At 62.3% G+C, this 25,741-nt stretch carries 19 protein-coding genes; 7 read left to right on the forward strand and 12 right to left on the reverse strand.

Annotated features, from left to right (window positions below):
• Positions 1-5: 5 nt before the first annotated feature.
• From fis to prmA, 4 genes are all read right to left on the reverse strand, one after another.
• Complete coding sequence (fis, locus tag NIBR502773_RS18520) at positions 6-326, reverse strand: DNA-binding transcriptional regulator Fis (protein WP_002555375.1); 321 nt, start codon at positions 324-326, stop codon at positions 6-8.
• Positions 323-1,336, reverse strand: coding sequence for a tRNA dihydrouridine synthase DusB (gene dusB, locus NIBR502773_RS18525; RefSeq protein WP_027607756.1), 1,014 nt, complete (start codon positions 1,334-1,336; stop codon positions 323-325). The genes fis and dusB overlap by 4 nt, the downstream gene beginning before the upstream one ends.
• A 185-nt stretch (positions 1,337-1,521) precedes the next feature.
• Positions 1,522-2,751: a DUF3426 domain-containing protein gene (locus tag NIBR502773_RS18535; protein ID WP_141156639.1), complete on the reverse strand. Its 1,230-nt coding sequence runs from the start codon at positions 2,749-2,751 to the stop codon at positions 1,522-1,524.
• A gap of 30 nt (positions 2,752-2,781) precedes the next feature.
• Positions 2,782-3,660: a 50S ribosomal protein L11 methyltransferase gene (gene prmA / locus NIBR502773_RS18540; protein WP_027607758.1), complete on the reverse strand. Its 879-nt coding sequence runs from the start codon at positions 3,658-3,660 to the stop codon at positions 2,782-2,784.
• Positions 3,661-4,053: 393 nt separating this feature from the next.
• On the opposite strand from prmA, the gene NIBR502773_RS18550 reads away from it, so the two are divergent.
• Positions 4,054-5,016 (forward strand): transposase, encoded by a 963-nt coding sequence (locus NIBR502773_RS18550; protein ID WP_141155450.1) that lies wholly within the window; start codon positions 4,054-4,056, stop codon positions 5,014-5,016.
• 90 nt (positions 5,017-5,106) lie between these two features.
• Here the strand turns inward: NIBR502773_RS18550 and accC are convergent, their stop codons facing one another.
• The 5 genes from accC to NIBR502773_RS18575 form a co-directional block, all read right to left on the reverse strand.
• Complete coding sequence (accC, locus tag NIBR502773_RS18555; RefSeq protein WP_115486352.1) at positions 5,107-6,468, reverse strand: acetyl-CoA carboxylase biotin carboxylase subunit; 1,362 nt, start codon at positions 6,466-6,468, stop codon at positions 5,107-5,109.
• A 17-nt stretch (positions 6,469-6,485) separates the two neighbouring features.
• Positions 6,486-6,950 carry an acetyl-CoA carboxylase biotin carboxyl carrier protein gene (gene accB / locus NIBR502773_RS18560; RefSeq protein ID WP_065940937.1) on the reverse strand — a complete coding sequence of 155 codons (465 nt, stop codon included), beginning with the start codon at positions 6,948-6,950 and terminating at the stop codon, positions 6,486-6,488.
• A gap of 24 nt (positions 6,951-6,974) precedes the next feature.
• Positions 6,975-7,430 carry a type II 3-dehydroquinate dehydratase gene (gene aroQ, locus NIBR502773_RS18565; RefSeq protein WP_065940938.1) on the reverse strand — a complete coding sequence of 152 codons (456 nt, stop codon included), beginning with the start codon at positions 7,428-7,430 and terminating at the stop codon, positions 6,975-6,977.
• A 307-nt stretch (positions 7,431-7,737) separates the two neighbouring features.
• Complete coding sequence (locus NIBR502773_RS18570) at positions 7,738-9,699, reverse strand: methyl-accepting chemotaxis protein (RefSeq protein WP_141156640.1); 1,962 nt, start codon at positions 9,697-9,699, stop codon at positions 7,738-7,740.
• Between the two features lie 53 nt (positions 9,700-9,752).
• Positions 9,753-11,423 (reverse strand): PleD family two-component system response regulator, encoded by a 1,671-nt coding sequence (locus NIBR502773_RS18575; RefSeq protein ID WP_141156641.1) that lies wholly within the window; start codon positions 11,421-11,423, stop codon positions 9,753-9,755.
• A gap of 389 nt (positions 11,424-11,812) precedes the next feature.
• Between NIBR502773_RS18575 and NIBR502773_RS18580 the strand changes: the two genes are divergently transcribed.
• The 4 genes from NIBR502773_RS18580 to speA all read left to right on the forward strand — a co-directional run bounded on the left by NIBR502773_RS18580 (position 11,813) and on the right by speA (position 15,939).
• Positions 11,813-12,790: a DUF2333 family protein gene (locus NIBR502773_RS18580; RefSeq protein WP_370468598.1), complete on the forward strand. Its 978-nt coding sequence runs from the start codon at positions 11,813-11,815 to the stop codon at positions 12,788-12,790.
• A 2-nt stretch (positions 12,791-12,792) separates the two neighbouring features.
• Positions 12,793-13,329 (forward strand): NUDIX hydrolase, encoded by a 537-nt coding sequence (locus NIBR502773_RS18585; RefSeq protein ID WP_141156642.1) that lies wholly within the window; start codon positions 12,793-12,795, stop codon positions 13,327-13,329.
• Between the two features lie 181 nt (positions 13,330-13,510).
• Positions 13,511-13,882: a translation initiation factor Sui1 gene (locus NIBR502773_RS18590; RefSeq protein WP_027607992.1), complete on the forward strand. Its 372-nt coding sequence runs from the start codon at positions 13,511-13,513 to the stop codon at positions 13,880-13,882.
• A gap of 143 nt (positions 13,883-14,025) precedes the next feature.
• Positions 14,026-15,939 (forward strand): arginine decarboxylase, encoded by a 1,914-nt coding sequence (gene speA, locus NIBR502773_RS18595; RefSeq protein WP_027607991.1) that lies wholly within the window; start codon positions 14,026-14,028, stop codon positions 15,937-15,939.
• 52 nt (positions 15,940-15,991) lie between these two features.
• Here the strand turns inward: speA and NIBR502773_RS18600 are convergent, their stop codons facing one another.
• Positions 15,992-16,303 carry a hypothetical protein gene (locus NIBR502773_RS18600; RefSeq protein ID WP_141156643.1) on the reverse strand — a complete coding sequence of 104 codons (312 nt, stop codon included), beginning with the start codon at positions 16,301-16,303 and terminating at the stop codon, positions 15,992-15,994.
• 95 nt (positions 16,304-16,398) lie between these two features.
• A complete protein-coding gene (locus tag NIBR502773_RS18605) occupies positions 16,399-17,748 on the reverse strand; it encodes an MATE family efflux transporter (RefSeq protein ID WP_141156644.1) in 1,350 nt (449 codons plus the stop codon).
• Between the two features lie 213 nt (positions 17,749-17,961).
• Here NIBR502773_RS18605 and NIBR502773_RS18610 point away from each other — a divergent pair, with 213 nt between their 5' ends.
• On the forward strand, positions 17,962-22,857 hold the full coding sequence (locus NIBR502773_RS18610) for an alpha-2-macroglobulin (protein ID WP_141156645.1): 4,896 nt from the start codon (positions 17,962-17,964) through the stop codon (positions 22,855-22,857).
• A gap of 96 nt (positions 22,858-22,953) precedes the next feature.
• Here NIBR502773_RS18610 and NIBR502773_RS18615 read toward each other — a convergent pair whose 3' ends face one another.
• Positions 22,954-23,244, reverse strand: coding sequence for a hypothetical protein (locus tag NIBR502773_RS18615; RefSeq protein ID WP_115486344.1), 291 nt, complete (start codon positions 23,242-23,244; stop codon positions 22,954-22,956).
• 147 nt (positions 23,245-23,391) lie between these two features.
• On the opposite strand from NIBR502773_RS18615, the gene pbpC reads away from it, so the two are divergent.
• Positions 23,392-25,674 (forward strand): peptidoglycan glycosyltransferase PbpC, encoded by a 2,283-nt coding sequence (pbpC, locus tag NIBR502773_RS18620; RefSeq protein ID WP_065940986.1) that lies wholly within the window; start codon positions 23,392-23,394, stop codon positions 25,672-25,674.
• The last annotated feature ends 67 nt before the right edge of the window (positions 25,675-25,741 follow it).

The following is a 25,741-nucleotide window of genomic DNA, read 5'->3' on the forward strand; positions in this document are numbered from 1 at the left end:
AATGCTTACAGCAAATCGTATTGCTTGAGCTTTTTGCGCAAGGTGCCACGGTTGAGGCCCAGCAGCTCACTGGCTTTGGTCTGGTTGCCCTTGACGTAGTTCATCACGCTTTCGAGCAGGGGCGCCTCGACTTCGGAGAGCACCAGGTTGTACACGTCCGTGACGGAAGCGCCCTCAAGGTGGGCGAAATAATTATGCAGCGCCTTCTCGACACTCCCGCGAAGGGTCTGGCCTTCTTCGCTCGGCGTGTTGAGGTGCTGTTTCAAATTGACGTTGTCGCTCACGGGTGTTGTTCCACTCACTAAAGTCTCGGTCATCATCGTCATGCGGCCACCCATTCTCCGTCCCCTGCTCTCAGGCTCTTGTCTCGTTCGGCAAAAAACTCACGAACGGCGGTGACCTGTGCTTGCGTTTCATCCAAACGATTGAACCCGGCGCGAAACTCCCTGGCGCCTGGCAGGGTTGCGAGATACCAACCCACATGCTTGCGAGCAATACGCACGCCCATCACCTCTCCATAGAAGGTGTGAAGTGCAGCCAGATGCTCTAGCAGAATACGTTCCACCTCGACCAGTTCCGGCGCCGGCAGGACTTCACCCGTACGCAGGAAATGCTCGACCTCACGAAAAATCCACGGCCGCCCCTGGGCGGCCCGGCCAATCAACACACCATCGGCACCGGTGGCGTGCAGCACGCGCCGGGCTTTTTCGGCCGAGTCGATGTCGCCATTGGCAAATACCGGCATCGACACCGCCTGCTTGATCGCGGCGATGGTGTCGTACTCGGCTTCACCGGTGTAAAGGTCGGCGCGGGTGCGACCATGCACCGCCAGCGCTGTAATGCCTGCCTGTTCGGCGATCTTCGCCACCGTCAGGCCGTTCTTGTTGTCCCGGTCCCAACCGGTACGAATCTTCAGGGTCACCGGCACATCCACTGCGGCAACAACGGCCTGCAGGATCTCGGCAACCAACTGCTCATCTTTCAACAGCGCGGAACCGGCGGCCTTGTTGCAGACCTTCTTGGCCGGGCAGCCCATGTTGATATCGATGATCTGTGCGCCCAACTCCACGTTGGCCCGGGCCGCATCCGCCAGCATCTGCGCATCACCGCCGGCGATCTGGACCGAGCGGGGCTCGGGATCACCTTCGTGGATCATGCGCATCCGCGATTTGCGGGTGTTCCACAAGCTCATGTCGCTGGTGACCATTTCCGAGACTACTAGACCCGCGCCCAAACGCTTGCACAGCTGACGAAAGGGCTGGTCGGTGACGCCCGCCATCGGGGCGAGAATCAAGCCATTCTGCAATGTATATGGGCCGATGCGTACCGCCGACATAGGACTTCCCTGTTGTGGGGCCGGATCATTAGAGTTCGAAAAAGGGTTGGCATGATACCCGCTCTCGATGACTGGATAAAGGCTGAATTGGATAAAATCTGAACAGTTATTTCTTTATCGCCGCCGGTTTGGATGGGCGGTGCCCAGTCAATACTCCACCGTCAAGCGACGGTGCGTAGGCCGATTCACTCGGGCGAGTGGAAGCTCAGGCTGTAATTCACGGCTTTATTGCCCGGATCGAGGATATCCAGGGAGATATGGATCGGGGTTTGTGATGGCATTTCGCTTACCCCGGCCAACTCGCCGCTCAGGTATTCGGCGGGCTTGAAGCGACGACTGGCAATCAGGTTGCCGTTGAGGTCGGCGAAACGCAGTTCCAGCAGCGGAAAGGGCTGGGAGAACGTCGCGCGGTTATAGATGATCGCATCCACCACCAGCGCCCCGGCGAACTCAGGGTGGCTGCGTACCACCAGGTTGCTGCTCTTGATATGGGCGATATCGACCCGCGACGGCACTGTGCAGCCCAGTGTTGGGCACAGTTGCTGGAACCACGGGCGGTAAGCGTCCTGGCGGGCCAGGTCGTCGAATTGATAGGCAATGTACTGCGCGGCCAGGCCGGCGGCGGCGATCAGTACCAGCAGCATCCAGGTCAGGCGACGGCCCAGGCCCTGCGGGCGTTTTTGCGCGTACAGGTGCAGAGGGTCGTCTTCCAGGTCCTGGAGCAGGTCGTCATGGACGCCGGCCTCGGGGCGTGGGCGCTTGCGACGGGATTGCGCGCGCTCTTCGGGCTCCGCTGCCGCTGTCAGGGGCGTGAACGGCGGGTCGATGTGTTCATCTTCCGAGGGTGAGCGCAGCGCGGGCTCATCGTCGAGGTGTAACGACATGGAGGGCTCGGTGCGCTGCCGGGTCGCGGGGGCTTTGGTCGGTTCAGGTTCGTCTTCGGAAGCGTTGGCGCGTTCTTCAGGCGGTTCGCTGAACAGGCTGGCGGCCCATTTTTCTTCTTCGGCCTTGACGGTTTCGCGGCTGGCGCTGAGAGCGTCTTCTTTCTGCCGGCGGTCGGCACCAGGCTGGCGGCGTTCCGCGCCTACGGGCAGCGTGTGCTGAATCTCGCGGCGTTCCAGCTTGGCCAGTTCCTGGTCCAGGTCCAGGTTGTCCAGGTCCAGCTCTTCGGCGCTCCATTGCTTCTGGCTGATTGCCCGCTGTGGCTCAGGCGCGGCTTCGCGCACGGGCTCGATCGTGGCCGGCTGCTCCGGCACAGGCGCCTGGGCGCGCTGCTCCAGCAGCTGGCGGGCAGCGTTGAAGACTTGCAGGCACGAGCCGCAGCGAACCACGCCGCGAGCCACGCTCAATTGGGCGTGGTTGACGCGAAAGCGGGTTTGGCAATGCGGGCACTGGGTGACGAAACTGTCGGTCATGCGGCCATCCGATTCAGGCAAGCGCTCATTCTAGCGCCGACGTCCGCTGATGCGTACCCAGCCATCACGGTTAGCGATCGGGTCCAGCTCGAAATCCTTGGCGTAGGCGGCGGCGACATCTTCGCCCTGCTCGGCGAGGATGCCCGACAGCGCCAGGCGCCCGCCCGGCTTGACCAGGCTCGACAGTTGCGGCGCCAGGGACACCAGCGGGCCGGCGAGGATATTGGCGACCAGCACGTCGGCCTGCACCTGGGGCAAATCCTGCGGCAGGTAGAGCGGGAATTTGCCTTCAGGAATGTTGTTGCGCCCGGCGTTATCGCGGGACGCTTCCAGGGCCTGCACGTCGATGTCGGTGCCCACGGCTTCCTTGGCGCCCAGCAACAGGGCGGCGATCGCCAGGATCCCCGAGCCGCAGCCGAAATCCAGCACGTGGCTGTCGGTCAGGTCCTGGCCGTCCAGCCACTCCAGGCACAGCGCGGTGGTGGGGTGGGTGCCGGTGCCGAATGCCAGGCCCGGATCCAGCAGCAGGTTGACCGCGTTCGGCTCCGGGGCGGCATGCCAGCTCGGCACGATCCACAGGCGCTGGCCGAAGCGCATCGGCTGGAAGTTGTCCATCCAGCTGCGTTCCCAGTCCTGGTCTTCGATGATTTCGCTGTGATGCTCGGGCAACGGGCTGCCGGTGAGCAATTCCATATGGGCCAGCACGGCGGCGGCGTCGGTGCCGTCTTCGAACAGGGCCAGCAGATGGGTATGGGACCACAGCGGGGTGGTGTTGAGTTCCGGTTCGAAGATCGGCTGGTCTTCGGCATCCATGAAGGTCACCGAGACGGCGCCCACTTCGAGGAACGCGTCTTCGTAGGTTTCGGCTTGTTCTGGGCTGATGGCGAGACGGACTTGCAGCCAAGGCATGGCGGGCACCTTTGAAAAAAATGAGTGTGCAGCGGGGTAGGCTGCGAAAGCGCGCAAGTTTACGCGAGCGAACAGCATAAGACGACATTACTGAGTGAATGCGGACCAAATGTGGGAGGGGGCTTGCTCCCGATTGCAGTGTGTCAGCCTCAGTATCTGTAACTGATCCATCGCTATCGGGAGCAAGCCCCCTTGTATGTTTAGACTTGAAGGGGTGGGTGGGACTAAAAGCCCGATTCTGACTCTAACCAGTACAGACCGTGGGAGACTTCGTCCCACCCCTTCTACCCAAAAGCGCCAATAAGGAATTCATCGGCAAGGCCGACGATAGAGACAAGTCAGCGCAACGGTAGACCCCAACAAGCTCTTAAACCCTAGCTCCGAGGATTCGTCATGACAATCCTTACTTCGCAAACGGTCGTGGGTGTTGATGTGGCCAAGGCTGAGGTGCTCGTCTATCGTGCCGATCTGCAAACCACACAAGCCATCCCCAATAATCGAACAGCACTCAAACGCTGGCTCAAGACGCTGCCCGCCCAAAGTGGCATTGCCGTCGAGGCCACCAATATTTACCACTTGGACACGGTTGAGTTGGCCCATGAGTTGGGTCATCAGGTCTACGTCGTGGACGGTTATCGCTTGAGTCATTACCGTCGCGGTGTCGGCCAACGAGCTAAAAATGATCCGTGCGATGCTCGTCTTCTAGCTCGGTACCTGGCGCATGAACAGGGTGGATTACGCGCTTGGAGCCCGCCACCCAAGGCTTACAAGGCCCTGCAAAGTCTGCTTCATCGACGGGCAGCACTGATCAAGGCGCGCGTCAGTCTGGCTCAGAGCTGGGCCGATGAGCCGCGCCTGGAAGAGGAGCTGAAATGTCTGATGGAGACGTTTAAGCACTCGGATTTGGCCATTCAAAAAAAGCTGCGCGACCTGAGCAAAGAGGCTGGAGTCGCCGAAAATATTGAGCGTTGCAAGGCCATTGAAGGCGTCGGAGTACTGACGGCAACCGGATTTGCGACGGCTTTTTTGCGTGGCGAGTTTAAGGATAGCAATGCCTTCATCGCTTTTTTGGGCATGGACTTGAGGGTCGATGACTCGGGAAAAAAGACGGGGAGTCGCAGTCTGACCAAGAAAGGGGATCCGGAAATACGGCGTCTGGCCCACAACTCGGCCATGGCTGCCTGTCGTTCAGCGACCTGGAAACCATTTTATGAAGGGTACCTGGCCAGAGGATTCAAGAAGACTCAGGCCTTGGTAATTCTTGCCCGAAAACTCGCACGGGTGGCGTTCGCCCTGATGAAAAACCAGAGCGAATACCAACCGAATCGGCCGTTGCAGGGTTGTCCTGCAACATAGAATCTCCCACATTTGGACTGTGTGCATCCTGGAAAACAGGTGTGCAGAAACAACAAAGCCGCCCGAAGGCGGCTTTGTTGGGTGGAGCACTTACTGGTTGGCCAGCTTGTGTTCCAGGTAGTGAATGTTCACACCACCTTCGCAGAAGCCTTCATCACGAACCAGGTCCCGGTGCAGCGGGATGTTGGTCTTGATACCGTCGACCACGATTTCGTCCAGGGCATTGCGCATACGGGCCATGGCCTCGTCGCGGGTCGCGCCCCAGGTGATCAGCTTGCCGATCAGCGAGTCGTAGTTGGACGGAACCTTGTAGCCGCTGTACAGGTGCGAATCCACACGTACGCCGTTGCCGCCGGGCGCGTGGAAATGCTTGACCAGGCCAGGGCTTGGGATAAAGGTCTTCGGGTCTTCGGCGTTGATCCGGCACTCCAGGGAGTGGCCGTGGAGCTTCACGTCGTCCTGGGTGAAGGACAGCACGTTGCCGGCGGCGATGCTGAGCATCTCCTTGACGATGTCGATACCGGTGACCATCTCCGACACCGGGTGCTCTACCTGCACACGAGTGTTCATCTCGATGAAGTAGAAACGGCCGTTCTCGTAGAGGAACTCGAAGGTACCGGCGCCACGGTAGTTGATGTCGATGCACGCCTTGACGCAGCGAGCCAGGACTTCCTGACGCGCTTTTTCATCCAGGCCCGGTGCCGGGGCTTCTTCCAACACCTTCTGGTGACGACGTTGCAGCGAGCAATCGCGGTCGCCCAGATGGATGGCGTGGCCCTGGCCGTCGGACAGTACCTGCACTTCCACGTGACGTGGGTTGGTCAGGTACTTCTCCAGGTAGACCATCGGGTTGCCGAACCAGGCAGCCGCTTCGGAGCGAGTCTGCTTGGCGGCTTCGATCAGCTCTTCTTCCTTATGCACCACGCGCATGCCGCGACCACCACCGCCACCGGCGGCCTTGATGATCACCGGGTAGCCGACTTCGCGACCAATGCGCAGTGCGGTTTCCTCGTCTTCAGGCAGTGGGCCGTCGGAGCCAGGAACGGTGGGCACGCCGGCGGCGATCATGGCGTCCTTGGCCGAGACCTTGTCGCCCATCAGGCGAATGGTTTCGGCTTTCGGGCCGATGAAGGCAAACCCGGATTTTTCCACCTGTTCGGCGAAATCGGCGTTTTCCGCGAGGAAGCCGTAGCCTGGGTGGATGCCATCAGCGCCGGTCACTTCAGCGGCGGCGATGATGTTCGAGACTTTCAGGTACGAGTTCGTGGCCAGTGGCGGGCCGATGCAGATGCTCTCGTCCGCCAGTTTCACGTGCATCAATTCGGTATCGGCCGTCGAGTAAACAGCGACGGTCTTGATGCCCTCTTCCTTACAGGCGCGCAGGATACGCAGCGCGATCTCGCCGCGGTTGGCGATCAGGACTTTTTGCAGTTTCTTCGCAGGTTTCAACATCGAAGGCGCTCCGCGGTTCAAACGATGGTGAACAGCGGCTGGTCGTACTCAACCGGCTGACCGTTTTCTACCAGGATGGATTCGATGACACCGGCTTTTTCGGCCGTGATGTGGTTCATCATCTTCATCGCTTCAACGATGCAGATGGTGTCGCCCACTTTCACGGTCTTGCCCACTTCAACGAAGGCTGGCGAGGTCGGTGCCGGGGTGCGGTAGAACGTACCGACCATTGGCGACTTGACCACGAAACCGTTCAGCGCTGGGGCAGCCGGTGCGGCAGGTGCAGCGGCAGCGGCAGGCGCGGCGGCGGCCGGAGCAGCAGCTGGAGCCGGTGCTTGCATCTGGGGTGCGTAGAACTGTTGGGCCGGGGTCTTGCTGTGGCGGCTGATCCGTACGGACTCTTCGCCTTCCTTGATTTCCAGCTCGTCGATACCGGATTCTTCCAGCAGTTCGATCAGTTTCTTAACTTTACGGATATCCATGAATCATCAACTCCCAAGGGTCGGTCAGGGGCGCTTGGCCGGTTGTTCAAGCTGTTCCAGGGCGGCCTCCAGGGCCAGTCGGTAACCGCTGGCGCCAAGGCCGCAGATCACTCCTACCGCAACGTCGGAGAAGTAAGAGTGATGGCGGAAAGGTTCGCGTTTGTGCACGTTCGATAAATGCACTTCGATGAATGGGATGCTCACCGCCAGCAGCGCGTCACGTAATGCAACGCTTGTGTGCGTAAAAGCGGCGGGATTGATCAGGATAAAGTCCACGCCTTCGCTACGGGCGGCATGGATGCGATCAATCAATTCATACTCGGCATTGCTTTGCAGGTAGAGCAAATGGTGGCCGGCTTCACGTGCCCGTCGCTCCAGATCCAGGTTGATCTGATCGAGGGTCACTGCCCCGTAGACGCCCGGTTCACGGGTGCCGAGCAGGTTCAGGTTGGGTCCGTGAAGAACCAGTAAGGTCGCCATCGGCTGTTCCTTGTTATTGATGTGGGCAAGGCAGAACCCGGCGACTATGCCGCAAAGCCTTTGTGACTGTCCAGTTCTATGCAGTAGGCGGCACGATTAGCGAGGATTGCGCAAAATTTATGACTGGGGGCTGGGATCCGGTCATTGGTAATACGCCCTTGAATACTGTGGAGATCAAATGTGGGAGGGGGCTTGCTCCCGATTGCAGTGTGTCAGTATCGACATCTGTAACTGATCCACCGCTATCGGGGGCAAGCCCCCTCCCACATTTTGATCTTCATTTGATTTTGGATCTTCATCGGGCGTGTCAGACACGGAACGCCTGCACTGCCGTATTGAGCTGCCCACCCAGCACCAGCAAATGCTCACCCTGGCTGCGGCCCTGGCCGATGCGCAGCAAATTATCCTCACCCAACTGATGAATCCGCTCGCTGTTATCGCGAATCTCACTCACGGCGCCACTCTGCTGCGCCGTTACATCGGCAATCCGCACGGCGGTGGCGGAAATGGTCTGGATCGCGCCGACGATTTCATCCAGCGCGCCATCCGCCGCCTGGGCTTGCTGGGCGGTGGCTTCGGCGTGTTCGACCTGGGCGCGCATGCCCTGCACCGATTGGTGCGCGGCGGTTTGCAGGCCGGTGATCAAGCCCTGGATCTCGGCGGTGGCGCCAGCGGTACGTTGGGCCAGGGTGCGCACTTCGTCGGCGACCACGGCAAAGCCGCGCCCGGCCTCACCGGCGCGTGCGGCTTCGATGGCGGCGTTGAGCGCCAGCAGGTTGGTTTGGTCGGCAATCGAGCGAATCACGGTCAATACGCCGCCAATGGTGGCGGACTCCTCGGCAAGTTTCTCGATCATCTGCGCATTTTGCTGCACTTCACCCACCAGCGCGTGCAGGCCGGTCAGGCTCAGGCCGATCACGCGCTGGCCTTGCTCAACCGCCTGGCCCGCGCTGCGGCTGGCGCCGGCCGCCTGGCTGGCATCACCGGCGACTTGCTGGATGGTGGCTTCCAGTTCGCCCAGGGAGTCACGAATCTGCGCGGTATCCCCGGCCTGGCGTTCGGCGCCGTCGTGCAGGCCACTGCTCAGTTCGGCCAGGGCGCGGCTGCTGCCGGCCACTTCTTCGGCATTGCCACGGATGGTACCCACCAGATCCACCAGGTAGGCGCGTAGACGGTTGAGGGACGCTTCGATGTCGCGCAGTTCGCGGTTGGTCTTGCCCAAGGTGATCGGTTGGCTGAAGTTGCCCTCGCCCCAGGTCGACAAGGCTGGTGCCAGGTTGGTCAGCACCCGCGCCAGGCGCCGTTGCAGGGTGTCGATCAGCAGGGCGATCAGCAGAATCAGGCCGATCATCACGCCTTGCATCAGGCGCACTTCGCCCTGGATCTTGCCGTGTTGCGCGCGCACCACCGGCTCGAGGCCGGCGATGGCCTGCTGAACGGCGGCGATTTTCAAGTGGGTGGCGGCGGCCAGGTCGGCACGCTGCTGGATCTGCGTACGGGTGCGCTGGAGTTCGGCGGGGTAGCGGGCCAGCAGGCCGTTGAGTTCGCGCTTGAGGTCGACGCCGGTGTCCTGGGCTTCGGTTTTTGCGCTGTTTTCCAGGCCCATCAAGGCCGAAAAGTCATCGGTGTTGGATTCTGCGCTAGCCTTTATCCCGAGTAATGGCAGTTGCTCCAGCAGGTCGGCCTGGCTGCGCATATTGCCGACTTCGCGTTCCACATCGTCCGCCAGTTCCGCGCGGCCGCTGCTCACCAGTTTGTCGCGGGCCAGGGACAGCTTGCCCAGGTGCTGTGAGGCTGCCAGCAGCGGCGGCAGGTAGCGCGCGGCTTCGGGGCTGTTGACGCCCATGGCGTATTGGCTCAACTGCTCCAGGTTGGCGCCCAGCTCCCGCTCGGCCTGCAGCAACAGGGCCTGTGGGTCACCTGCCAACTTACCGGCCGCCAGCAGGTCGGTCTTGCTGAAGGCATCCAGGTCCGCGAGGCTGGGGCGCAGGTTCTGCGCGAGGTCGGCGGGCAGTTCATCCAGGTGCTGCAACAGGCTTTCCAGGCTCTGGCTGGCGCTGCTCAAGCGCAATGCATCACCGCTGCCCAGGTAGTCGTCGATATTGCGTGCGGCCTGGTTCTGGAAGGCCTGTGACAGGCCGAGGTAGCGTTCCATCAGCAAATAAGGCCGTTCCAGCGCCCGTTGCGACCACCACAGCGTCGCTCCAAGTGCCAGGCACACGGCCACCAGCAGGAGGGTATTGAGATTGGTCAGCAGCTTCAGGCGCATGCGGGGTATCAACCGACAGCAAAAGGTAAGTGCCTGAAGTTATTGCGTTTTCATTACAGCGTTATGACGGAATCAGTGGATTCTGGTGAAAAGGTGGCACTTTGCTTTGACGTGCGCGCCGCTTGCACGCGGTTACGCCCGGCATCCTTGGCGCGGTACAGCGCCTCGTCGGCCTGGGCGGCCATCATCAGGCTGTCGGAGCCGTCACACAGCTCCACCACCCCAGCGCTGAAGGTGCACCACAAATCCTGCGGTTGCGCCGGGTAGTGAATCTCGGCAAAGCGCCCACGAATCTCATCCAGCACCTTGCAGGCCGAGTCCAGGTCGGTGTCGGGCATCACGATGGCGAATTCTTCACCGCCGTAGCGGCCGATGTAATCGGTCTTGCGCAGGCGTTGCTTGAGAAACAGCGCCAGGCTCTTGATCACGCGGTCGCCCATGGGGTGGCCATGGCTGTCATTGACCCGCTTGAAGTGATCGATGTCGAGCATGGCAAAGCTCAACGGCTTGTTCTCGCGGCGCGCGCGGAAGCTGCAGTCTTCGAGCAGTTGCAGGATATGGGTGTGGTTGTACAACCCGGTCAGGCTGTCGCGCACCATCCGCGCCTTGAGGTTGCGCGCACGGGCGGCGCGGTTGCGCACCGTGGTGATCAGGTGGCGCGGCTTGATCGGTTTGGTGAGGAAGTCGTCGCCGCCTTCGCTCATGGCGTCCAGTTGCTTGTCCAGGTCGTCTTCGGCCGACAGGTAGATGATCGGCACGCTGACATAACGGTCGTTGTGGCGAATCACCTTGGCCAGTTCGGTGCCGGTACAGGCCGGCATGTACATGTCGAGAATGATCAGGTCGGGCTGGAAGTCTGCCAGCTCGGCCATGGCCTGGATCGGCTCGATCAAGGTGCGGGTGACGATGCCGGCACTGTTGAGCAGCCGCTCTGTGTGCAGCGCCTGGGCGCGCGAGTCGTCGATGATCAGCACTTTGTACGGTTCGTACTGGGCGACGCAGGTCAGCACTTCGATCTTTTCCAGCAGGCTGGAGGCTTCCAGCGTGCCGGTGAGGAATTCCTGGCCGCCGGCGCGCACGGCGGCGAGGCGAGTGGGGGTGTCGGTTTCGTGCAGGCTGAAAAACAACAGCGGCAGCTTATGCTCCAGGCCTTCCTGGGCTTCGGCGGCGAGCTCGAGGCCCAGGCCGGTGCCGCAGAAGTCCACGTCCATCACGATCGCCGACGGCAGGCGCTCGGCCATGGACGCGCGAAACGCCGCGACGCTGTCCAGGGACTGGGCGCTCATGCCAAAGAATTCCAGCTGCTTGGCCAGGCGCTCGGCGCGGTCGTGATCGGCCAGCATCACGTAGATCGGCTTGCGCATCGGCGGCAGGAAGGTTTGTTCCAGTTGGTCGCCCTGGCGCAGGCCGGTGCGGGACAGGCGCTGCATCAAGCGGTTGAGCTCGGTGATCAACTGGCTGCTCAGGCGCCCGCGGTTTTCGTCCACGGCCTTGAGCGATTCGCCGATGTGCCGGGCCAGCTGGCCGTGCTCGGGCTGTTCGAAACGCTCGGCGAAGCGCTGCAGGCGCAGGTTGGCCTCGCTGAGTTCGGAGAGGTCGGCGCCTGACCATTCGCTGCGTTGCAGGCGCTGCCAGATCTCAAGAATTTGACGTGCCTGATGAATTACCCGCTGGGCAAAATGCTGCTTGAGACGCTCACGGCTGGGGTCTTCTGGCTCGGTCATATCCTGACTACTAGTGAGGGTGCATGCTGAGGTCGAACTGATGGCTCTATGCTAGCACCTCTTTTCAATGGGATGAGTGTCATATGTCAATTAACTGTGTGTCCCTGATATTCAGTTGGTGACCTGACGGTCGCGCAGCTTAAAAAGCGTGCATCCTTTATAGTCGAATGCTTGCCGTATGCACGTTTGCTGAAAAGCCCCGCATGGGCGGGCACGATGGGGTAGGGTTGTGGTCGGAGTGTTTGAACGCACGCCCTCAATTCAAGTGCATGAACTCAAGTGATTGAAAGGATATCGCCATGCTGGACTGGAAAAACCGTGCGGGCAGTGCCAAAGGCCCTGCCCCTGAGCCCAAGTCGGCCAACCGCAGCTATTTTCGTACTCTGCTGATGAGCCGAGCCGTGCTCAGCGTGCTCGGCCTGTATCTGTTGGTCACCGGCGCCCTGGGCTGGTACTGGAGCGAAGAGCCGGCGCTGTTCCCGGTCCAGCAGAATGCGCAGCTTGCCGCCGAGAAGGAAGGCAAGCAGATGGTGGTGGGCTATACCACCGTCGAAACCCTCAAGACCGTGGTCGGCACGTTGCTGAACAAGCCCGGTGGCTATATTTCCAACGACCGTTTCCCGCCGGGCCTGTGGATGGACAACATGCCCAGCTGGGAATACGGCGTGCTGGTGCAGGTGCGCGACCTGACCCGCGCCCTGCGTAAAGACTTCGCCCGCTCCCAGTCGCAGTCGGCCGAAGACGCCGACTTGGCCAAGGCCGAGCCGCGCTTCAACTTCGACAACAAGAGCTGGGTGCTGCCGTCCAGTGAGTCGGAGTACCAGGAAGGCATCAACTCCCTGAGCCGCTATGAAGCGCGCCTGTCCGACCCGAACCAGCGTGGCGCCTTGTTCTATGCCCGCGCCGACAACCTGAACAACTGGCTGGGCGATGTGGCCACTCGCCTGGGCTCGCTGTCGCAACGCCTGTCGGCCAGCGTGGGTCGGGTCAAATTGAACACCGCACTGAAAACCGAGGCCCTGGCGCCGGGTGAAGTGCCGCAGGTCGACGAAGAAGTGGTGGAAACCCCATGGATGCAGATCGATAACGTGTTCTATGAGGCCCGTGGCCAGGCCTGGGCGCTGTCCCACCTGTTGCGTGCCATCGAAGTCGACTTTGCCGACGTGCTGGCCAAGAAAAACGCCACCGTCAGCGTGCGCCAGATCATTCGTGAGCTGGAGGCTTCGCAAGAGCCTGTCTGGAGCCCGATGATCCTCAACGGCAGCGGTTTCGGCGTGTTGGCTAACCATTCGCTGGTTATGGCCAATTACATTTCCCGGGCCAACGCGGCGGTGATCGATTTGCGTCAACTGCTCAACCAAGGTTGATGATGGACGCAGCTCAAAACGAGGCCGCGCACCGTGCGGCCTCTGATGCCGAACTGATCTGCTGGGTCGACGAGCGGGACAACCTGCTCGGCCACCTCGTCAGGTCCGATTTGCGCCAGCGCGGCCTGATCGGCCGTTGCACCTTTATCTTCCTGTTCAATTCCAAGGGTGAGCTGTGCGTGCATCGGCGCACCCTGAGCAAGGCCCTGTACCCGGGGTTCTGGGATACGGCGGCGGGCGGGATGGTCGCGGCGGGCGAATCCTACGCGTTATCGGCAGCCCGCGAGTTGGAAGAGGAACTGGGTGTTGGCGGGGTGGAACTGACCGAGCATGACCATTTCTACTTTGAGGATGGCGACAGCCGGCTCTGGTGCAAATCCTACTCGGCGACCTGGGATGGGCCATTGCGCCTGCAGCCTGAAGAAGTCATGGAAGCGCGCTTTTTGCCCGTGGAAACGGTCCTGCGGGAAGCCGAGCACAAGCCTTACTGCCCGGACGCCCAGGAGGGCTTGCGGCGCTATCTGGCCTCACGTCGCTAAAGCTGCATAAATTGGCGCCATTTGGCTCTTAGCAAGTGGGCTTTTTGCCGTTACACTGCGCGACTTTTCACCCGAACCGCCTTGGCGGCTCGGTAGCGCTGCCCCTGCCTGAGTGGGGCTTCGCGGTCGGTCGTCCCTTAGCGGAGGCCGATCAGTCTTTGTCCTCCCGAGAGGATTGCCGGTGGCCAAAAAAGCCGCATCCTTCGCCGCCCTCGGCGGCCTGGTATTTTCCACCGACGCAGGTCGACACTGCCCGGACTGTCGTCAGCCCGTGGATTCGTGTACCTGCAAACAGACCCTGATCCCCGAAGGCGACGGTATTGCCCGCGTGCGCCGCGAAAGCAAAGGCCGTGGCGGCAAGACGGTGACCACCATCACCGGCGTGCCGTTGGCCGAAGAGCCGCTCAAGGCACTGGCCACCACGCTGAAAAAGCGCTGTGGCACCGGTGGCGCGTTGAAAGACGGTGTCATCGAGATCCAGGGCGATCACGTCGAACTGCTGTTGGCCGAGCTGATCAGGCTGGGTTACAAGGCCAAGAAGTCCGGCGGCTGAAAGCCTCTTCCCAACCTGTGTCTAAACTCTGTCCTGCGAGTGGGGTCTACCTTGCTTACAGGCAAATCGTCATTTTCATTCTTTAGACTGCGCCAGCCTCGAACGCGAGGCGGCGCCTTCGCCTTCATTTATAGGGGACTTCGATGTCCGTACGACGCACACGCAAAGACGATGGCAGCCAATGGACAGTTGCGGACAGCCGCAGTGTTTACGGGATTCGCCATTGGGGGGCCGGGTATTTCGCGATCAATGATGCCGGTCGCGTTGAAGTCCGTCCGAACGGCCCGAACAGCACACCCGTCGACCTTTACGAGCAAGTGGACGAGCTGCGCAAGAGCGGCCTTTCCCTGCCGCTGCTGGTGCGCTTTCCCGACATCCTGCAAGACCGTGTACGCCAGCTGACCGGCGCTTTCGACGCCAACATCGAGCGCCTGGAATACCAGAGCAAGTACACCGCGCTGTACCCGATCAAGGTGAACCAGCAGGAAGCGGTGATCGAGAACATCATCGCCACCCAGAACGTTTCCATCGGCCTCGAAGCCGGCTCCAAGCCTGAGCTGCTGGCCGTGCTGGCCCTGGCGCCGAAGGGCGGCACCATCGTCTGCAACGGTTACAAGGACCGCGAGTTCATCCGCCTGGCGCTGATGGGCCAGAAGCTCGGCCACAACGTATTTATCGTGATCGAGAAAGAATCCGAGGTTGAACTGGTGATCGAAGAGGCCGCCAGCCTCAAGGTCAAGCCACAGGTGGGCCTGCGCGTGCGCCTGTCGTCCCTGGCGTCGAGCAAGTGGGCGGATACGGGTGGCGAGAAGTCCAAGTTCGGGTTGTCGGCGGCGCAGCTGCTGTCGGTGGTCGAGCGCTTCCGCGCGGCGGGCCTGGACCAGGGCATCCGTCTGCTGCACTTCCACATGGGTTCGCAGATCGCCAACCTGGCCGACTACCAGCATGGGTTCAAGGAAGCCATTCGTTACTACGGCGAACTGCGCAACCTCGGCCTGCCGGTGGACCACATCGACGTGGGCGGCGGCCTGGGCGTGGACTACGACGGTACCCACTCGCGTAACGCCAGCTCGATCAACTACGACATGGACGACTACGCCGGTGTGGTCGTGGGCATGCTCAAGGAATTCTGCGACGCCCAGAGCCTGCCGCACCCGAATATCTTCTCCGAAAGCGGCCGCTCCCTGACCGCCCACCACGCCATGCTGGTGGTGCAGGTCACCGACGTCGAGAAGCATAACGACGAAATCCCGGTCATCGAAAACAAGGAAAGCCTGCCCGAAACCGTGCAATGGCTGGTGGACCTGCTCGGTCCGACCGATATCGAAATGGTCACCGAAACCTACTGGCGCGCCACTCACTACATGAGCGATGTGGCCACCCAGTACGCCGACGGCAAACTGACCCTGGCCGAGAAAGCCCTGGCCGAACAGTGCTACTTCGCCGTGTGCCGCCGCCTGCACAACTCGTTGAAAGCCCGCCAGCGCTCGCATCGCCAGGTGCTGGACGAACTCAACGACAAGCTGGCCGACAAGTACATCTGCAACTTCTCGGTGTTCCAGAGCCTGCCGGATACCTGGGCCATCGGCCAGGTACTGCCGATCCTGCCGCTGCACCGTCTCGACGAAGAGCCGCTGCGCCGCGCCGTGCTGCAAGACCTGACCTGCGACTCCGACGGCAAGATCAAGCAGTACGTCGACGAGCAGAGCATCGAGACCAGCCTGCCGGTGCACGCCTTGAACGAAGGCGAGGACTACCTGCTGGGCATCTTCCTGGTCGGCGCCTACCAGGAAATCCTCGGCGACATGCACAACCTGTTCGGTGACACCGACTCGGTGAACATCTACCAGCGCGAAGACGGTTCGGTGTACAGCGCCGGTATCGAGACCCACGACACCATCGAAGACATGCTGCGCTATGTGCACTTGTCGCCGGAGGAGTTGATGACTCACTACCGTGACAAGTGCGCCAGCGCGAAGATCAGTGCCAGTGAGCGTACGCAGTTCCTCGACGCCTTGCGTCTGGGCCTGACGCGTTCGTCATACCTGTCGTCCTGATGCTGGGTTGAACGACGCGCGGGGTTTCTCGCGGGTCGTATCGGTGGGCGGTTCAGCGCGCCCTGAGGCACAGACTGTAGGGGCATTGACCCGGGTTGAACTCAAGCTCAACCCGGTCAATCCTGTCAGCATTACTGTTGGTCGGCGTCACCGTGACTCTTTGGGTATTAATTGGCAGCTCAATACCGTTGTCTGGACGAAGGCTGTGTATATCGGCCCCTTGGATCACCGTCATATTGGACCGGCTGCTGTTCGTGACCTGCAGTGTGCCCTGGATGTTGGTCGGCCCTTGCCCATTGGTGCATCCCGCGATGCTCGTCAGTGTGCAAGCCGTAGCGATCCACAGTGCTTTCGTGATGTTCATATCCGACTCTCCTTGAATCTATGGGATGGGTTTTACCCATGGCCATTCAACGCCCGGAATGTCGGTCTGTAACCTGTCAGAACTAACAGGTAGGTTCAGTCGGCACGGGTACCGAACCACTCCCCCCGCTGCTTGAGCCGCCAGGCAATGACCCCCAGGGTCAGGCTGCGCAAGGCCATGAACAGCAGGAACGTCATCCACAGCCCATGGTTGCCCAGGCCTTGCAGTGCCCAGGCAAAGGGCAGCACCATCAGCACCGTCAGCAACATGCCATTGCGCATCTCCTTGGCGCGCGTAGCGCCGATAAACAACCCATCCAATAGATAACTCCAGACCGCGATCAACGGCAGTACCGCCAGGTACCGCAGGTAGAGATCGGCGGTTTCGCGCACGCTGGGGATATCGGTCTGCATGGCAATAAACAGGTGACCGGCGAGGGTGAACAGCAGGGCAAACCCCACACTGGCGATCAGCGACCAACCGCCGGCGACCACCAGCGAACGGCGCAGCGCGGCGCGGTCATGGGCGCCGATGGCGTGTCCGCACAAGGCTTCGACCGCGTGGGCCAGGCCGTCCAGCGCGTGAGCGGTCAGCAACAAGCCATTGAGCAATAGAGCATTGGCCGCCACGGTGGCATCGCCCAGGCGTGCGCCTTGCACCGTGATCATGAAAAACACCGACTGCAGCGCCAGGCTGCGGATAAAGATGTCGCGGTTCACCGCCAGCAACGGGCGCCAGCTTTGCCACCGTTTCAACGCGGCCCAGGCAATATGCCCGGGGTAGGCGCGCAGGGCTTTTTGCGTGAGGGCAAGGCCAAGCAGGGCGCCGGTCCATTCGGCAATCACCGATGCGCGGGCCGAGCCGACCACGCCCCAGTCCAGGCCCAGTACAAACCACAGGTTCAGGGCGATGTTGACCAGGTTGGTGGTCAACAGGATTGCCAATGGCGCCCGGGCGTTTTGCGTGCCGAGGAACCAGCCCACCAGCGCGTAGCTGGCCAGCGCAGCGGGCAGGCCGAACAGGCGGGTGTGGAAGAATTCACGGGTCAATTGGTTGAGTTCGGGGGACGGTTGCATCCATTCCAGGGCCAGATGGCTCAGGGGGATGCCGACGGTGCCCAGCACCATCGCCAGCCCCAGCGCCAGCAGCAAGCCTTGCAGCAGGATCTGTCGCAGTGCCGCACCATCCTTGCGCCCGGCGGCCTGGGCGGCGAAACCGGTGGAACCCATGCGCAGAAAACCCATGGCCCAGGCGAGGAAGGTATACAAGCTGGCTCCGACGGCCACGGCGCCCAGTTGGTGGGCGTGGGGCAGGTGGCCGATGACCATGCTGTCGACCAACGCCACCAGCGGCACCGAAATGTTCGACAGGATCATCGGCGCAGCCAAAGCCCATACGCGGCGATGGGTAGGGCGGTCGCGCCAGTCGGTCAGTAAGGTGGACATGCAAGCTCCTTGGGGGAGCGGCATTGTAACCGCCCATTGGCAGCGCAACAGGGCCAATGTGGAATGGAGCCCTATGCCTGTGGGATTTGGCTGGGACTTGAGACCGTTGAGAACCAACTCACCCTCCGTCGGTCAATGTGACCAGCGCCACATCGGCTTGGCCGGCGCTGATATATAGTTCACCCCTCGGTTCCCTCTGACTACGAGTGCCCCATGCTTAACAAAGGATTGTTCCTGGCCTGCGCGCTGGCCCTGCTGAGCGCCTGCGATTCTTCCGATAAACCGGCAGCACCGCCTGCGCCCACCGTGGCGACGGCGCCGAAACCGGCCAAGGCCGCGGTGGATGTGGCGGCGCTCAAGCAGCGTTATGCCGGGCGTGAGTTGAGTGTGGTGGACGTGTCCGAGGTGCAGTTGGACGGCGCCAGCACCTTGTCGGTGAGTTTTTCCATTCCGTTGGATCCGGAGCAGAAGTTTGCCGACAAACTCCATCTGGTCGACAGCAAGTCCGGCAAGGTCGATGGCGCCTGGGAGCTGTCCGATAACCTCATGGAACTGCGCCTGCGTCACCTGGAGCCCCAGCGCAAACTGGTGCTGACGGTGGATGCCGGGGTGAAGGCGGTCAACGCCAACACGCTCGCCGCCGAGTACATCGCCCGCCTGGAAACCCGTGACCTGCAAGCCACCGTGGGCTTCGCCAGCCGTGGCACATTGCTGCCGACGCGCCTGGCCGAAGGCCTGCCGGTGATCGCGCTGAACGTCGACAAGATCGACGTTGAATTCTTCCGGATCAAGCCCGAATCCCTGCCGTCGTTCCTGGCACAGTGGGGGCGCAATACCAGCCTGCAAAGTTATGAATCCCGCGAACTGCTGCCGCTGGCCGACCTGGTCTACGGCGGCCGTTTCGACCTGAACCCGGCGCGCAATACCCGTGAAACCCTGCTGCTGCCGATCGCCGGCCTCAAGCAATTGCAGCAACCGGGCGTGTACCTGGCGGTGATGCGTGCCTCGGGCACCTACAACTATTCGCAACCGGCCACGCTGTTTACCTTGAGCGATATCGGCCTGTCGGTGCACCGCTACGCCAATCGCCTGGATGTGTTTACCCAGGCGCTGGAAGGTGGCAAGGCGTTGGATGGCGTCGACCTCGAAGTGCTCGACGCCGACGGCCGTGTGCTGGGCCAGGGCAAGACCGAAAAGGGCGGTCACGCTGAGTTGCCGTTGCCGAAAAAGGCCCAGGTGCTGCTGGCCAAACAGGGTGAGCAGACCAGTCTGCTGCGCCTGGACAGTGCTGCGCTGGATCTGGCCGAGTTCGATATCGGCGGCCAACCTTCCCATCCGTTGCAGTTCTTTGTGTTCGGCCCGCGCGACCTGTATCGCCCCGGCGAAACCGTGCTGCTCAACGCACTGCTGCGGGACAAGGACGGCAACGCGGTCAAGCCGCAGCCAGTGAGCGTCGAAGTGCGTCGCCCGGATGAACAGGTGAGCCGCAAGTTCGTCTGGGATGCCGACGCCTCCGGCCTCTATCAATATCAACTGCAGCTGGCCGGCGAAGCCCCGACCGGACGCTGGCAGTTGGTGTTCGACCTGGGCGATGGCAAGCCGCAGCTGTATGAGTTCCTCGTCGAAGACTTCCTGCCCGAGCGCCTGGCGCTGGAACTCAAGGGCAGCGACACGGCATTGAGCCCGGCGGATAACCCGGTGATCAAGGTCAACGGTCGCTACCTCTATGGTGCGCCGGCGTCGGGCAATCGCGTCAGCGGACAAGTCTATGTGCGCCCCCTGCGCGAAGCGGTCAAGTCGCTGCCGGGCTATCAATTCGGCTCCGTCACCGAAGAGGAACTGAGCCAGGACTTCGAGCTCGACGAAAGCGTGCTCGACGCCAAGGGCCAGGAAGAACTGACCCTGGAAAGCAAATGGGCCGAGGCCAAATCCCCCCTGCAACTGATCGTGCAAGCCAGCCTGCACGAGTCGGGCGGGCGGCCGATCACCCGGCGCCTGGTACAGCCGATCTGGCCCGCCGAGCAACTGCCGGGCCTGCGTGGCCTGTTTGACGGCAAGGAAACCAATGGCGACGGCCCGGCAGAATTCGAAGTGCTGCTGGCCAACCAGGACGGGCAGAAACTTGCCGCGCAAAACCTCAAGGTCCGCCTGGTACGCGAGCGCCGTGACTACTACTGGAATTACTCGGACAGCGATGGCTGGAGCTATCACTACAACGAGAAATTCCTCAACCTCGACGAACAGACCCTGGACATCAAGGCCGGCGATACCGCCAAGGTCAGCTTCCAGGTGGAGTGGGGCCCGTACCGCGTCGAGGTCGAAGACCCGCAGACCGGTCTGGTCAGCAGCCTGCGCTTCTGGGCCGGCTACCAGGCCCAGGACAACACCGAGGGCGGCGCCGTGCGCCCCGATCAGGTCAAGCTGGCACTGGATAAGCCCGCGTATGGCGACGGCGACACCGCCAACGTCACGGTCACGCCGCCGGCGGCCGGTAAAGGCTACCTGCTGGTGGAGTCCGCCGAAGGGCCGCTGTGGTGGCAGGAAATCGACGTGCCGGCCGAAGGCAAAAGTTTTGCCGTGAAGCTTGATCCGAAATGGTCGCGCCATGACCTGTACGTCAGCGCCCTGGTGATTCGTCCCGGCGAGCGCAAAGCCAATATCACCCCCAAGCGCGCGGTAGGCCTGCTGCATCTGCCGCTGGATCGCACCCAACGCAAGCTTGGCGTGACCCTGGCCGCGCCGGAAAAAATGCGCCCCAAGCAACCGCTGACGGTGAAGATCGCCGCCAAAAACGCCGATGGCAGCGTGCCGAAACAGGTGCACGTGCTGGTGGCGGCGGTGGACGTGGGCATCCTCAATATCACCGAATACCCGACGCCGGACCCGTACTCCAGCCTGTTCGGCCGCAAGGCCTATGGCGTGGACCAGTTCGATATCTACGGCCAGTTGATCGAAGCCGGGCAGGGCCGCCTGGCCAGCCTGGCCTTTGGGGGTGACGCCGCGCTGGCCAAGGGCGGCAAGCGTCCGGACACCAGTGTGACCATCGTCGCCCTGCAAAGCGCGCCGGTGACCTTGAATGAGCAGGGCGAGGGTGAAGTCAGCGTCAACATCCCCGACTTCAACGGCGAACTGCGCCTGATGGCCCAGGCCTGGAGCGACGACCGCTACGGCATGGCCGAAGGCAAGACCGTGATCGCCGCGCCGCTGATCGCCGAGCTGTCGGCGCCGCGCTTCCTCGCCGGCGGTGACCAGACGACGTTGGCCCTGGACCTGTCCAACCTGTCGGGCAAGGCGCAGAAACTCGATGTGCAACTGAGTGCCGAAGGGCAGTTGGAGCTGGTCAACAGCGGCGCGCAAACCGTCGAGCTCAAGCAAGGCCAGCGCGCCACCCTGCGTATCCCGGTGAAAGCCTGGGGTGGCTTGGGTCAAGGCAAGGTGAAGGTCACGGTCAATGGCCTGGACCTGCCCGGTGAGAACCTGCCGCCGTTCAGCCGCGAATGGACCCTGGGTGTGCGCCCGGCCTACCCGGCGTTGCTCAAGCATTACCGCGCGGTGCTCAAGGGCGAGCCGTGGAGCCTGCCCGCCGGCGCATTGGATCAATTCGATGCCTCTGGGCGTGAGGCGCTGCTGAGCCTGTCAAGCCGGCCGCCGCTGAACCTGGGCGCGCAGATCTCGGCGCTCAAGGCCTATCCTTATGGGTGCCTGGAGCAGACCGCCAGTGGTCTGTACCCGTCGCTGTACGCCGACGACGCGCTGCTCAAACGCTTGAGCATCAAGGGCGAGCCGGATGCCGAGCGCAAACGCAAGATCGAGCTGGGCATCGAGCGCCTGCTGGGCATGCAGCGCTACAACGGCAGCTTCGGTTTGTGGGGCGCCGATGGCGAAGAGGAATATTGGCTGACGGCTTATGTCACCGACTTCCTGTTGCGTGCCCGTGACCAGGGCTTTGCGGTACCGCCCGAAGCGCTGAAGAAAGCCAGCGAGCGCCTGCTGCGCTATGTGCAGGAGCGCAACCTGATCGAAGTCGACTACAGCGACAACGCTGACCACACGCGCTTTGCCGTGCAGGCCTACGCCGGCATGGTATTGGCGCGCAGTCAGCAGGCGCCGTTGGGGGCGCTGCGCAGTATTTTCGAGCGGCGCAGCGACGCGCGTTCCGGGTTGCCGTTGGTGCAGTTGTCCATCGCATTACAAAAGATGGGTGACCAGCCCCGCGCGGATCAAGCCTTGCTGGCCGGCCTGGCGGCGCAACGCAGCGCCAAGGAATGGCTGGCTGACTACGGCAGCTCTCTGCGCGATCAGGCGATGATCCTGGCATTGCTGGAAGAAAACGACTTGGCCAAGGGCAAGCGTGAGGAGCGCTTGTTTACCCTGTCGGACCAATTGGCGGCCAGCCCGTACCTGTCGACCCAGGAGCGCAATTCGCTGTTCCTGGCCGGGCGCCTGGGGTTCGCCCAGCCCGAGTCTGCCTGGAAGGTCCTGCTCAATGGCAGCGGTGGGGCTCACGAGCTGAACAATCAACAGTCGACGCTGGACCTGGAAGGCAAGCTGCTTTCTGGCGATCTGAACCTGACCAATCAGGGCGATGTGCCGGTCTACCAGCAACTGACGATCTCGGGTTATCCCCAGGTGCCACCGGCACCGGGTGGCGACAACCTGAGCATCCGCCGGGAATACCTGGGCATGAATGGCCAACCGCTGAACCTGCGCAACCTCAATAGCGGCGACCTGGTGCTGGTGCACCTGGCGGTGAGCGCCAGGCAGCGCGTGCCGGATGCCTTGGTGGTAGACCTGCTGCCGGCGGGCCTGGAGCTGGAAAACCAGAACCTTGCACAAAGCGCGGCCAGCCTGGAAAACGCCAGCAGCCAGGTGAAGGAATGGCGCGAGTCGATGCAGAACGCGGCGCTCAAGCATCAGGAGTTTCGTGATGACCGTTACGTGGCGGCCATCAACCTCGACGGCGATGGCACCACGCACTTGCTGTACCTGGCCCGTGCCGTGACACCGGGCACTTACCGCGTGCCGCCGCCACAGGTGGAGTCGATGTACCGGCCGAACTGGCAGGCGGTGGGGGAAACGCCGGCGGATCTGGTGATCAAAGGACGCTGAGACGGCGCTGGCAGATACCGTCTTATCCGCACCGCGCAAACCCTACGGATTTGTGCGGTGTTGGATAAGACGGTATCTACGGATGAGGAGATGGGTTCAGTGCACAACCCAACTGAGCAGCCACAGCCCAAGCATCAGCCAGATCACCCCGATGATGATTGAGGCACGCATGAACGCGCGTACGGCCGAATACAGAAACAGCAGGCCGACGATCAGGGTGAGGATGCTGATGATCGAGGTGTCCATGCCCAATGCTCGGGACATGCCACCGACAAAGTCGCCGCCAGCGTTGGAGAGCATATTGAACAGCCCGCTGAAGAATTCGACGATGTAGTGGATGATCAGACCGAGTGTGTGACCCAACCATCCGAAAAAGTCTACTTGCATAGGTGTGTCTCGATGAAAGAGTGGACGAAATTGCCTGCACTGAGCCTTTGGTTGTTTATCAACCAGGCGAGTTCCTGTGAAGCATAGAGGTTTCGCCGTTTGAATTTGCGTTTACTTCTCCGTTGGACCCTGGCGAGCCTGGTCTTGATGATTGCCCTGTTGTGGCTGGCCGATCGTATCTGGCCGTTGCCGTTGCCCAAGGACGACCTGGCGCGGGTGGTGCTGGCCGAGGATGGCACTCCGTTATGGCGGTTTGCCGATGCCAACGGCGTGTGGCGTTATCCGGTGCAAACCAGCGAAGTGTCGCCCTATTACCTGGATGCACTGCTCACCTACGAAGACCGCTGGTTCTATCAGCATCCCGGTGTTAACCCGTTGGCGCTGGTGCGGGCGACGTGGCAGAACCTGACGGGCGCGCGGGTGGTGTCGGGTGGCAGTACGTTGTCGATGCAGGTGGCGCGTCTGCTGGATCCTCACTCGCGGACCTTCCACGGCAAGTTGCGCCAACTGTGGCGCACGGCGCAGTTGGAGTGGCACCTGTCCAAGGAACAGATTCTCAACCTGTACCTGAACCGCGCGCCGTTCGGCGGCACGTTGCAGGGCGTGGCGGCCGCCAGCTGGGCGTACCTGGGCAAGTCCCCGGCGCAACTGACCCACGCCGAAGCCGCTTTGCTCGCGGTATTGCCCCAGGCGCCGAGCCGCCTGCGCCCGGATCGCCACCCGCAGCGCGCCCAGGAGGCCCGCGACAAAGTACTGCGCCGCCTCGCCGAGTTCCAGGTGTGGCCACAAGCGGCCGTCGACGAAGCGCTGGAAGAGCCGTTGCTGCTCGCCCCGCGCCTGGAGCCGAGCCTGGCGCCGCTGCTTGCCCGCCGCCTGAACCGTCCGGACAGCCCGCCGCTGATTCGCACCACGCTGGATGCCACCCTGCAACGCCGTCTTGAAGACCTGTTGCTGGGCTGGCGTGCGCGGTTGCCGGAATACACCTCGGCCGCAATCCTGGTGGTGGAAGAAGAAAACATGGCCGTGCGCGCTTACCTGGGGTCAGTGGACATCAACGACGCCAAGCGCTTTGGCCATGTGGACATGATCAGCGCGCTGCGTTCGCCGGGCTCTACCTTGAAGCCGTTCCTGTATGGCATGGCCCTGGACGAGGGCCTGATTCACTCCGAATCGCTGCTGCAGGATGTGCCCCGGCGTTATGGCGATTATCGCCCGGGCAACTTTTCCATGGGCTTTACCGGCGCAGTGCCGGCGAGCACGGCGCTGTCCAGTTCGCTGAACCTGCCGGCGGTGCAGTTGCTGGAAGCCTACGGGCCCAAGCGGTTTGCCGCGCAGATGCGCATCGGCGGCGTGCCATTGGCCCTGCCGGCGTTGGCCGAGCCCAACCTGGCGCTGATCCTCGGCGGCGCGGGCAGCCGCCTGGAGGATCTGGTCAGTGGCTACAGCGCCTTCGCCCGCAACGGCAGGAGCGCCACCCTTCGATTACAGCCGGACGATACGCTGAGAGAACGGCCCTTGCTGTCGCCAGGGTCCGCCTGGATTGTTCGGCGCATCCTCAGTGGCCAGGCGCGGCCTGATCGCGACCCGCGTGCCGAACTGGTGCAGCGCCCGGTCCTGGCCTGGAAAACCGGGACCAGCTACGGTTTTCGCGATGCCTGGGCGATTGGCGTGGGGCCGCGCTATTTGATCGGTGTGTGGATCGGTCGCCCGGACGGCACGCCGGTGCCGGGGCAGTTCGGTTTGGCCTCGGCGGCGCCGCTGATGTTGCAGGTGCATGACGTGCTGACCAATCGCGACAGCCAGCGCGGTATCAGCGCGCAGGTGGTGGCGGTACCGACCAATGTCGGCGTGGCGGCGATTTGTTGGCCGCTGGGCCAGCCCATGAACCGCAGCGATCCGAATTGCCGCCGCCAGCGCTTTGCCTGGACCCTGGACAACACCACGCCGCCGACCTTGCAGGCGCTGGATCAGCCATTGAGCGTCGGCTTGATGGAAAGTGTCTGGGTCAACGCCAAGGGCTTGAGGGTGGATGCCCATTGCCCTGGCGCGGTGTCTAAAAATATCGCCTTGTGGCCCGCACCGCTGGAGCCATGGTTGCCCAGGATCGAGCGCCGTGAAGCGCGGATTCCCGCCGCCGACCCCGATTGCCCGCCACCGGCGCTGGCGGCGTCTTCGCCGCTGTCGATTGTCGGCGTGCGCGAAGGCGACCAACTGCGCCTGCCCGCCGCCAGCCAGCAAACCCTGCGCCTCAAGCTTTCCGCCCTGGGCGGCAGCGGCCGGCGCTGGTGGTTTCTCAACGGCGCCCCTCTGGGCGACAGCGCCAACCAGGACAGCATCAATGCCAGTTTCGAGCGCTTGGGCCGCTACCAACTCAGCGTCCTCGACGAAGCCGGCCAGACCGCCCGGCTCGAATTCAGCGTGGTGGATTAGGGCCTCATCGGCGGCAAGTCGAATCGTCGCACCACCGCTATTCACTTGCCTTCACTCTCCATCCCCC

Source organism: Pseudomonas sp. NIBRBAC000502773, from assembly GCF_006517195.1.
In the GTDB taxonomy this organism is placed as follows: domain Bacteria; phylum Pseudomonadota; class Gammaproteobacteria; order Pseudomonadales; family Pseudomonadaceae; genus Aquipseudomonas; species Aquipseudomonas marginalis.

Bases quoted from the DNA above. Each gene is read 5' to 3' on its own strand.
- NIBR502773_RS18580 (WP_370468598.1), top strand. From the start codon at position 11,813: ATGAGCCGAGCCGTGCTCAGCGTGCTCGGCCTGTATCTGTTGGTCACC.
- fis (WP_002555375.1), bottom strand. From the start codon at position 326: ATGACGATGATGACCGAGACTTTAGTGAGTGGAACAACACCCGTGAGC.
- dusB (WP_027607756.1), bottom strand. From the start codon at position 1,336: ATGTCGGCGGTACGCATCGGCCCATATACATTGCAGAATGGCTTGATT.
- speA (WP_027607991.1), top strand. From the start codon at position 14,026: ATGTCCGTACGACGCACACGCAAAGACGATGGCAGCCAATGGACAGTT.
- prmA (WP_027607758.1), bottom strand. From the start codon at position 3,660: ATGCCTTGGCTGCAAGTCCGTCTCGCCATCAGCCCAGAACAAGCCGAA.
- NIBR502773_RS18615 (WP_115486344.1), bottom strand. From the start codon at position 23,244: ATGCAAGTAGACTTTTTCGGATGGTTGGGTCACACACTCGGTCTGATC.
- NIBR502773_RS18550 (WP_141155450.1), top strand. From the start codon at position 4,054: ATGACAATCCTTACTTCGCAAACGGTCGTGGGTGTTGATGTGGCCAAG.
- NIBR502773_RS18535 (WP_141156639.1), bottom strand. From the start codon at position 2,751: ATGACCGACAGTTTCGTCACCCAGTGCCCGCATTGCCAAACCCGCTTT.
- accB (WP_065940937.1), bottom strand. From the start codon at position 6,950: ATGGATATCCGTAAAGTTAAGAAACTGATCGAACTGCTGGAAGAATCC.
- NIBR502773_RS18600 (WP_141156643.1), bottom strand. From the start codon at position 16,303: ATGAACATCACGAAAGCACTGTGGATCGCTACGGCTTGCACACTGACG.
- NIBR502773_RS18605 (WP_141156644.1), bottom strand. From the start codon at position 17,748: ATGTCCACCTTACTGACCGACTGGCGCGACCGCCCTACCCATCGCCGC.
- NIBR502773_RS18610 (WP_141156645.1), top strand. From the start codon at position 17,962: ATGCTTAACAAAGGATTGTTCCTGGCCTGCGCGCTGGCCCTGCTGAGC.
- NIBR502773_RS18570 (WP_141156640.1), bottom strand. From the start codon at position 9,699: ATGCGCCTGAAGCTGCTGACCAATCTCAATACCCTCCTGCTGGTGGCC.
- accC (WP_115486352.1), bottom strand. From the start codon at position 6,468: ATGTTGAAACCTGCGAAGAAACTGCAAAAAGTCCTGATCGCCAACCGC.
- NIBR502773_RS18585 (WP_141156642.1), top strand. From the start codon at position 12,793: ATGGACGCAGCTCAAAACGAGGCCGCGCACCGTGCGGCCTCTGATGCC.
- NIBR502773_RS18575 (WP_141156641.1), bottom strand. From the start codon at position 11,423: ATGACCGAGCCAGAAGACCCCAGCCGTGAGCGTCTCAAGCAGCATTTT.
- aroQ (WP_065940938.1), bottom strand. From the start codon at position 7,430: ATGGCGACCTTACTGGTTCTTCACGGACCCAACCTGAACCTGCTCGGC.
- pbpC (WP_065940986.1), top strand. From the start codon at position 23,392: ATGATTGCCCTGTTGTGGCTGGCCGATCGTATCTGGCCGTTGCCGTTG.